We start from the raw sequence: 1407 nt of genomic DNA on the forward strand, positions 1-1407 counted from the left end.
TTTGTATCTACTTTGTCGGTTGTTTCAACCTGAGTCGAATCACCAGAATTATTCGCAGTATCTTTGACTTCTTCCTCCATCGTCACCGCTGGAGTAGGCTTTGTATCTACTTTGTCGGTTGTTTCAACCTGAGTCGAATCACCAGAATTATTCGCAGTATCTTTGACTTCTTCCTCAGCCGTCACCGCTGGAGTAGTAGGCTTTGCATCTACTTTGTCGGCTGTTTCAACTTGGGCTGCATCAGTAGTATTTTCGTCGGTAGTAGTGGCAGGCGCTGGAGTTGTGGGAGTATCTATATCTGAAGTTGATGGATTCAGAATTTCCGTTTCTAACTCATCAACTAAATCGGATAGTTCAGCATCTACATTTGGTTTTGGTTCCGGGGTAATGTAAGGTTTCGCATAAGCAATAAGTGCCTTGCCTAAATCAGTTTTCCGCCACTCTTTATCCGGGTCAATCACACTATCCACCAAAGCAGTTGTTGCCGTCGCACCCCGCACTTGGAAAATGATATCGTTGTAATCCCTGTCACTCCCTACATCTAACCGCATATCCTCCATGATAAAGGTATTACCTTCCCCCGTCAGATCCGCAATTTGACCAAAGTGAAATCCCTCCACAGGATTCGCCATTGCCATAGAAAATAAAGGACGTTGAGCGCCGCCAACAGTCGGATTATCGTAAACGAATTTGACACTACCGTTGGGTACCAACATCACCCCATATTTACCCCCAGCAGTTACGGCAAAATTCTTGACTCCTAAGTAGACTCCTTCGTTGGCATTACTCTCTCCTAACAAACCGGAAAACCGCGCACCTTCTGTAGCATCATTAATGACTACATGACCTTTCACAGAGTTACTTAAAGAACGCGCTGCTACTTCTTTAATAAATGCTTCAGAACCTGGTTCAAATTTATCTAAATCGTCTAAGCTGAAAATAGCTAACTCACCTTGAAAGATCCCACCATCAAATATGTAGTCTACACGGATGCGACCAGTTTCATCGGTAGTAAAGACCCCCGATGTAAAGGGAAAAACTAACTTTTTCTCCGTAGTCGGTTCTGGTTCTTTTTTTGTTTCAGTTGTTGCTACGGTAGTAGTGGTATTCTCTTTCTCGGTTTCTTCCCCGTTGCTAGTGTCAGTATTTGTTTCGTCCCCTGGCTTGCTGGCATCTGGGGAAATAGCAACTAAAGTCTCGCCTATTTTTGGTTCTTGAGGGGCAACTGTTTCGCCTCCAACTGTATCTGTTTTGGCGGCGGCTGTGCTATTTGGATTGTTTGTGGCAGCAGTTTCGCTGGGTTCTTCGGCGGTTGAAATTGCCGAATCGGTTGGTAGTTTGTCTGATGCGATTTCCCCCGCTGATGCAGTCTCTTCATTTGGCAGTTCTTCGCTAGCTGATTCACTC

At 44.9% G+C, this 1407-nt stretch carries 1 protein-coding gene; it reads right to left on the reverse strand.

Annotation, left to right across the window (positions count from 1 at the left end; all coding sequences use genetic code 11):
• On the reverse strand, positions 1–1407 hold a 1407-nt coding region (locus tag QUA80_RS31300), incomplete at both ends, for a DUF4114 domain-containing protein (protein WP_333428836.1).

The sequence above is a fragment of the Microcoleus sp. F4-D5 genome, assembly GCF_036704885.1.
Taxonomy (GTDB): Bacteria; Cyanobacteriota; Cyanobacteriia; order Cyanobacteriales; family Microcoleaceae; genus Microcoleus.